Annotated in this window: 2 protein-coding genes and 1 pseudogene; 2 read left to right on the forward strand and 1 reads right to left on the reverse strand. The window is 66.5% G+C overall.

The window, feature by feature from the left end; translation table 11 throughout:
• Positions 1 to 67: 67 nt before the first annotated feature.
• Positions 68 to 4,087: pseudogene (locus tag G3N96_RS39675) on the reverse strand (ESPR-type extended signal peptide-containing protein); the annotation flags it as partial.
• Between the two features lie 1,439 nt (positions 4,088 to 5,526).
• Here G3N96_RS39675 and G3N96_RS07480 point away from each other — a divergent pair.
• Positions 5,527 to 6,363 carry a response regulator gene (locus G3N96_RS07480; RefSeq protein WP_089476273.1) on the forward strand — a complete coding sequence of 279 codons (837 nt, stop codon included), beginning with the start codon at positions 5,527 to 5,529 and terminating at the stop codon, positions 6,361 to 6,363.
• The coding region (locus G3N96_RS07485) for a sensor histidine kinase (RefSeq protein ID WP_241022533.1) at positions 6,356 to 8,738 on the forward strand (2,383 nt) is incomplete at its 3' end. The genes G3N96_RS07480 and G3N96_RS07485, both read left to right, overlap by 8 nt.

Genomic DNA, 8,738 nt, shown 5'->3' on the forward strand with positions numbered 1-8,738 from the left:
GGCCGGTCGAGCCCGGCGGCACGTTCGCGCCGTTCGGGTTCGTCGTGTACTGGCCGCCGAGGTTGGTCGTGCGCTGGTCGATCAGCGTCGTCAGCTGGTTCGCGACCGAGTCGAGCTGCGACACGTTCACCGCGTCCGTGCCGTTCTTGCCGGCCGCGAGCCCCGTGATCTGCCGGTTGCCGATGTTCACTTCGCCGGCCGACGATTGCGGGCTGCTCAGCCCGTACGCGACGTAGTTCGTCAGCGCGCCGACCGTCGTCAGCGAACCGGCGCCCAATGCCACGCTGTTCGCGAACGTCGCGGACGCACCGGCGCCCAGCGCGAGCGCATCGGTCGCGTTGCCGAGCGCGCCGGAACCCAGCGCGACGCTGCCCACGCTGACCGCCTTCGCATTCGCGCCTTGCGCGACCGACTGCGCGCCGAGTGCCGTCGCGCCGCTGCCGAGCGCGAGCGCGTCGGCCTGCGCGGCACTCGCCGCCTGCCCGATCGCGACACCGCCAGGCGCGGTCTGGTCGACGATCGCGCCGTTGCCGATGCCCACGCCGTTATCGCCGTTGACGACCGTCGTCGGCCCCACCGCGACCGATTCCGCGCCGACGGCGAGCGAGTCGGCCGCCGTCGAATTCGCGTGGAAATACTTCTGGCCCGTGACCGCGAACGACTGCAACGCACCGGCCAGTTGCCGCACGGTCACCGCGTCCTGCTGCCCGGTGCCGTCCGCGACGTTGGTGATCTGGCGATACGTCTTGCTGGTCGCGTCGCCGACCGATACCGCGCCGAGCAGCGTCTGGTCCGTCGTGTTGAACGGGATCGATGCGGTGCCGTTGCGGAGGATGCCCGACGCCGGCGTCGTCGCGCGGTCGGATACCGACCCCGCACCGAGCGCGATGCTGCCGTCCACCTTCGAGATCGCATTCGGGCCGATCGCGACGCTGTCGAGCCCGATCGCCTGGCTGTCCGGCGCGGTCGAGTTCGCGTGGAAATACTTGATGCCGTGCGCGTTGATGTTGTCGATCGCCGAGCCGACGTTGTTGTTGATCGTCGTCGAACCGTCGCTGTTGTACGTCACGTACGACGGCGCCGAAATCGTGCCGGTCGTCGGATCGTAGGTGGCCCCGCCGCCGATCGCGCCCGCCGTGCTGTTGCCGAGGTTGGTGTTGTTGTTGGCGATCGAGCTGAGGCCGGTGGACAGCGAACCGAGGCCCGTCGACGTCGCGGTGGACAGCGACGTCAGGTTGCTGTTCGTGCTCGACAGCCCGGTGGACAGCGAGCCGACGGTCGTCGAGGTCGACGTCGACAGCGACGCGATCGAGCTCGTCGTCGAACTGAGGCCGGTGGACAGCGAACCGATGCTCGTCGAGGTCGCGGTCGACAGCGACGTGACGGTGCTGTTCGTCGAGCTCAGGCCGGTGGACAGCGAACCGACTACCGTCGAGGTGGACGTCGACAGTGACGTGATCGAGCTGTTCGTGGAACTCAGGCCGGTGGACAGCGAGCTGATGCCGGTCGAGGTCGACGTGGACAGCGACGTCACCGTGCTGTTCGTCGAACTCAGGCCCGTGGACAACGAGCTGATGCCCGTCGACGTCGACGTGGACAACGATGTCACTGAGCTGTTCGTCGAACTCAGGCCAGTGGACAGCGAGCTGATGCCCGTTGACGTCGACGTGGACAGCGACGTCACCGCGCTGTTCGTCGAACTCAAGCCGGTCGACAGCGAGCCGACGACGGTCGACGTCGACGTGGACAGCGACGTGATCGCGCTGCCGACCGTCGACAGCCCCGTCGACGTGGAAGTCGACAACGACGTCACCGCGCTGTTGGTCGAACTCAGGCCGGTGGACAACGAGCTGATGCCGGTGGACGTCGACGTCGACAACGACGTGATCGCGCTACCGACCGTCGACAGCCCCGTCGATGTGGAAGTCGACAGCGACGTCACCGCGCTGTCGGTCGAACTCAAACCTGTGGACAACGAACTGATACCGGTGGACGTCGACGTCGACAACGACGTGATCGCGCTACCGACCGTCGACAGCCCCGTCGACGTGGAGGTCGACAGCGACGTCACCGCGCTGTCGGTCGAACTCAAACCTGTGGAAAGCGAGCTGATGCCGGTCGATGTCGACGTGGACAGCGACGTGATCGAACTGCCGACCGTCGACAGCCCCGTCGACGTGGAAGTCGACAACGACGTCATCGCACTGTTGGTTGAACTCAGGCCGGTAGACAACGAGCTGATACCCGTCGATGTCGACGTGGACAGCGACGTCACCGCACTGTTGGTCGAGCTCAGCCCCGTTGACAACGAAGACACGCCGGTGGACAACGACGTGATGCTCGATGCGGTCGACGTCGACAGCGACTCGACCGCCGTGTTCGTCGCAGCAAGCTGCGACCCGTTGATCGCATCCGTGCTCGCAGCATTCACGCGCCCGGCCGCGACGTTGGTGATCTGGCGCTCGGTGCCGGCCGCGCCGACGCTGACGACGCTGAGCGGATTCGTGCCGTTGTAGTTGTACGTGACGCCGCCGATCGTTCCGGTCGCCGTGGGATGCGGCACGTCCGTCACCGAACCGGAGCCGAGCGCGACGTCGCCGGCATTCGTCGCGATGGCCGACGCGCCGAATGCGATCGCACCGGCAGCCGCCGCGGTCGACGTATTGCCGAACGCGAGCGAGCCGGTGCCCTGCGCGTTGTTCGAATTGCCGATCGCCGCCGCGCCGTCGCCGTTCGCGGTGTTGTTCGAACCGAGCGTGACCGCGCCGGTGCCGATCGCGCTGCTCGGATCGCCGATCGCGACCGCACCGTTGCCGCTGACGGTCTGGCCGAAGCCGAGCGCGACGGCGCCCGTGCCGCCCAGCACCTTCGACAGGTTGCCGCCGGCAATCGAACCCGCACCGGCGGTTGCCGCGACCGAGTTGCTGTCGCCGATGGCTACGGTCGAGGTCGCCGCCGCCACGCTGTTGATGCCGATCGCGGTCGCATTCGTGGCCGACGCGGTCGCACCAGGCCCCAGTGCGCTCGCCGACACGCCGGTCGCAAGCGCGAGATTACCGAGCGCGGTCGCGAACTGCTGCGTCGCGGTCGACTGCACGCCCATCGCGATCGAGCTGACACCCGACGCGTTGGCGCTCAGGCCGACGGCCACCGCCTGATTGGCGCCAGCCGTCGTGCTCGAGCCCAGCGCGATCGAACTGGTGCCGAGCGATTGCGTGCCCGAACCGGGCACGCCAGCCGTGCCGCCCCAACCGATCGCGATCGACGTACCGCCCTTAGCGCCGCTGTTGACACCCATCGCGATGCCGGAATTGCCGGAAGCCAGCGCGCCACTACCCACCGCTACCCCGGCTGCGCCGGAACTTGTCGACTGGTTGCCAAGTGCAATCGCGCCCTGGTTGGTCGCTTGCGCCGAAAAGCCGAGCGCAACGCTGCTGAGGCCCGACGAAACCGCGCCGAGACCGAGCGCAGCCGCATTCTGACCGGAGGCCGTTGCATTGTTGCCGAGCCCGATGGCAGATACGCCGGTCGCGGTCGCGCCACTGCCCATCGCTACCCCACCGGATTGCGTCGCTTGCGCCTGGTTGCCGACGGCAACCGAAAATGCGCCCGAGCTGATCGCCTGCACGCCCATCGACGTGCTGTTGACGCCGGTCGCCTGCGCGTTGATGCCGACGGCCGTCGAACCGTCGGCCATCGCATGCGCCCCCGGGCCAAGCGCCGTGGCCGACACGCCCTGCGCCGTCGACAGGTTGCCCAACGCGGTGGAATTCGTCTGCGCGGCGCTCGACCCGACGCCGATCGAGATCGACGAGACACCACCTGTGGCCGAGCCGCCATCCGGCTGGTACTGCGCATGCGCACCGGCATGGAACAACCCGAGATACGCGGACGCCATCAGCATGGCGAGCCGCCTGAGCGATGGGGCCGAGGTCGCGCCTGCGCGAACCGCGGCCGCGCCTTCGATGTCACGCTCCGGCGTGCCCCGCGACGACGCAACGCGCTTGCCGCGCGCGCGATCAAGCTCCGAAGCCGCAACCCAGGCTCCCAATGCTTCGTTCCAGATCGACTTGAACGTCTTGTTCATCTTGTCTTCCCTCGGTTCTCATGTGCTGGATGACGCAACGGCGAACACGGCAGCCGGCGTGAATGTCCTCTACACATTCCCGTCCACCTCGCGATGTCCCGCCACTCACTTTGGATCACTAACTAAACAGCCGGGTAACGCTGCACGCCACGCGCGATGGGTATCGCGATCACGCAATCGCGCGCCGCCCGTGCCGGTTGACACGACGCGAGGCGACGATCGCCGGTTATCGAATCATGGAAGCCGACACGGCAAGCCCGGCGGCTCGACGCTGGGCGTGCAGACCATTCGTGCACGCGCGCGCCATCGCGCCGAACCCGCGACGACCTCGAATCTCATCGGAAAGCGTCATTCAGACGCCGGATGGGCGGAAGCCGGCCCGCACCCGGGGGCGGCCCGCCCTGTTTCATTCAGGAGGAGGATGGCGCCGTGCGATCCCCGGGACTGAAGCATGCGCCACCGGTTCGTGCGAACCGGTGCGTTGGCCTGTCATGCCTGTTGTGCTCATCGTTTTCGTGCCCGCCTGATTCGAGAGCGCGCCGAGCGCGACCGTCCGATGGATCGAACCCTCGGACGGCCCATGCGCAGCCACTCACCCTTTTTCGTCCGGCATTCAAACGCATTTCCGGAATTCCGGAACAGCATCGACGACTTGCCGGACGACCCCTGCACCGAATTAATCGATCGAATTTCCTTGACGATTTCGTCTCGACCGGTGCGCCGTTCCCAACCGCATTCCAGAACTCATCGATTTCTCTTATATCGCAACGTATTCGGTGAAGGACGGAATTCGCATTACCCTCGTGCCCGTTATTCGTTCGCCGACGCAGCCCCACATCATGGGATCTAACATCGATCAATGTCTCATTGGTATCGCATGCATCGGAATAGAACTCGGCATGCGATCCGCGCGATTCCGACCGTTTGAAAGAACCGATTCCAGCCGCGCCGGGGCTAGTTTGCTGGCATCCGCCAGAACGAACCTTTTCCCGAGCGGAAAAATCCTTTTCCCGAGCAGACAGCATTTACATTCATACATTCCGACGCAAAATGTGCTTTCTCGACTAACACGATTCCGACAAAACATCAGAAAAAAATTAATCGTGCAACCCACAATTTCTTCATTCTTTTCACATAGAAGGCATCGACTTCGGAACGCATTTCAAACTGATTCACCCGCGCCATCCCATTCCAATTATTCCAAATTTATCCGGCAATAAAGACCGATTATTAAAAGCCGATTCGGCATGTTTTTCCACTTCCGTTTCTTCGGCCGGACGCGGTGGCGGCAAACACGCAACACCCCGCCGCACAAGCCCCCACGGACCACACGGAATCCTCACAATGTGACCTGTTGTCGGCATATAATTTTTCGCAACAATCGCGCAGAACGCGATGCACTTCATCTGATCGGCCACCCTTCCAGCGCATCCGCAACCATGTCATCCCGCTCGTCCAGTTCGGCGTCGCCTCGTCCCACGCCGGATCTTGCTGACGCACATATTCTTGTCGTCGACGATCGCCCGAACGACCTGCGGCTCCTCACCGAAATCCTGCGTGCCGCACGGTGCCGGATCAGCGTCGCGTTCGACGGGCTGCAGGCGTATCACCGTGCCCAGGCGATCGCGCCCGACCTGATCCTGATGGATGTCCGCATGCCGCGCATGGACGGCTTCGCCGCGTGCCGGCTGCTCGCGTCGACCCCTTCGACGCAATCGATCCCGGTCATCATCCTGACGGCCGCGGGCGATCTCGAGGATCGCATCGCGGGGCTCGAAACCGGTGCGATCGACTACATCATCAAGCCGTTCGAGCCGACCGAAGTGCTGGCCCGGATCCGCAATCACCTGAAACGCGCGCGGCGCAGCCAGCCGTTCGCGCATCTGCCCGAGTTGCCCGACAACCCGGATGCCGCCCTCGTGCGCGCGGCGTCCGAGGTCCTGCTGCGCGACCTGCGCCATCCGCCGGCGCTCGAGGATCTCGCCCGACAGGTCGGCACGCACGAGAAGCGCCTGTCCCGCGTGTTTCGCGACCATCTCGGCCAGACCGTGTTCGAATATCTGCGCGACACGCGCCTGCGCGCCGCGATGCACTTTCTCGCGGAGACGTCGATGGGAATCGGCGACATCGCCGAGGAAATCGGCTTTTCCACGCCCGGCAACTTCGCCACCGCCTTCCGCGAACGCTTCGGCATCACGCCGTCCGACTGGCGGCGCCAGCGCCATGCGGTCAATGCCCCGCCCGCCGCACCCGGGGCGCACCATCACGATGGGTAGGCGCCACGCGGCATGGGCAGCCGGCTGTCGCGCGGTGCTGCTGCTCCTGCTCGCGATGGCCGTCACCTGCGCGACGGCGCGCGCCGCGTCGACGCCGAACCCCGCGCAACTGGACGCCGTATCGGTCTTCGAGGACGCGAGCGCGACGATGTCCGCCGCTCAGGTCGCCGCACGGCTCGCCGATCCCGCGCATGGCACGCCGGTGGCCGGCACGTCGTCGTTCAACGTCGAGTTCTCGCGATCGGCGTGGTGGATCCGCGCCACGCTGACCAACCGCGACAGCGCCGCGCGCCCGCTGGTGCTGGTGATTCGCGACGCACGCGTCGACCGGACGGACTTCTATATCGGCCAGAACGGCGGGTGGACGCTCGACGGCCGCTTCCCGGCCGCCGGCCCCAGTGGTGATGCCGCCGCGCCGCCATCGCGCTACCCGGCACTCGACGTCACGTTGCGCGCCGGCGAAAGCATTCCGGTACTGATCCGCGTCACGTCGCGCAAGGAAATGCGGCTCGCGCCGGCGGCGTTCACGCGTGCGGCGTGGGATGCGCTGGAACGGCGCGCGACGATGTGGGACTTCGGCTTCTTCGGCGGGCTGCTCGCGCTGATGTGGTGCGCGCTGCTGATCGGGTTCTTTTCGCGCAGCGGCGTGTTCCACGTGCTGGCCGCGGTGGCGTTGGGCACGACGCTGTTCGAAGCGGCTTACCGCGGCTATCTGGCGATGGCGTTGCCGCCCGCGCTGCGTGAATGGTCGGCGCGCGGCGAAGTGATCTTCGCGTACCTGGCAGTGTCGTGCTTCGTCGTCTTCATCCTGATGGTCGCCCGGCGCGAGCAGGCGAAGCTGCCGATGCGCGCGATCTACATGGCGTTCCTCGCGCTCGAAGGGATCGGCATGATCGGCGCCGCGTGTGGCGACCTGCTGACGTTCACGTGGTTCTGCCTGCGGCTGAACGCGGTGCTCGGAATCGTCAACATCAGTCTCGCACTGCTGCTCGCGATCCGCCGGACGCCGACCGGCCGCGTGATGCTGATCGCCATCGCGATCGCCACCTTCAACATGCTGATCCGCGTGCTCGACGGCATGAACACGCTGCCGCCGGCGCTCGCCTGGCTGAAATCCGACATCTTTCCGAACCCCGTCATCGCGGTCGTCGGGCTCGCCACGCACCTGCTGGTGCTGGCCGCATGGATCCACCACGTCGGCCGTCAGCGCACCGAGGCGAGGAAGCGGCTCGAACACTGGCAGCTCACCGAACAGGATCGCCTGCGCGACGAAGTCGCACGACGCACGCTCGCGCTCAACGACGCGCTGCAACAGGTGACGACCCACATGCAGCAGAAGATCGAGACGCTCGGCTACGTCAGCCACGACCTGCGCGCGCCGCTGTCCACGATCAACGGCTACGCGAAGCTGCTGCTGCAAGGCGCGACGCGCGGCCAGGCGCGGCTGATCCGGTCGATCGACCGCAGCATCCGCTACCAGCTCACGCTGATCGATGAACTGCTCGCGTTCACGAAGGCCGAGCTCCAGCCGCTCGGCGTGACGCCGGATGCAACCGACCTGCCCGGCCTGCTCGACGACATCGGCCACTATGCGCTCGCGCTGTGCGCGCCGCAGGACAACCGGTTCGTCTACCGGCCGGCCACGCCGCTGCCGCGCACGGTGTCGATCGACGGCATGCGGCTGCAGCAGGTGCTGCTCAACCTGCTGTCCAACGCATCGAAGTTCACGCGCGACGGCACGGTCACGCTGTCGATTCATGCCGCGCGCGAAGGCGACAGCTGGCGCCTGCTGTTCGAAGTGGCCGATACGGGCATCGGGATCGACATCAGCGGCAACCACGACATCTTTCGCGCGTACCAGCAGGTGCAGGCCGTGAACGGCGGCACCGGGCTCGGCCTGTTCATCGCGCAGCGCATCGTCGGCGCGATGGACGGCGAGCTGGCCGTCGCCAGCCAGCCGGGCGTCGGCACGGCATTCTCGTTCGCGATCGTCGCGCCGGCCGTCGGGCACGCGCTCGTGCCGGTGTCGGAGCTCGTCCGGCGGTTTCATCCGGACGGCGAGGTCGAGCCGGACGTCGCCGCGCCCACGATGCCGTGCCCGCCCGACGATGCGCTCGACCAGCTGATCCTGCTGGCCGACAACGGGCAGCTGACCGATATCGAGGCATGGCTCGGCCCGTATGCGGACGAGCCGGATTACGCGGCCTTCGTGCGGGACGTGCGCGAACACCTCGATGCACTGGACCTGGACGTCGCCGCGCGCTATCTGCAGGGCGCGGACGACTGGCAACTGCTTCAACAGATCAACGGCGTGCCCGCGCCGAAGCACCTGCAGCCCGGCATCGCGCTGAAGCTGCCGGTGGCGCGCCTGCGCA

The organism is Burkholderia sp. Se-20373 (assembly GCF_017104705.1).
In the GTDB taxonomy this organism is placed as follows: domain Bacteria; phylum Pseudomonadota; class Gammaproteobacteria; order Burkholderiales; family Burkholderiaceae; genus Burkholderia.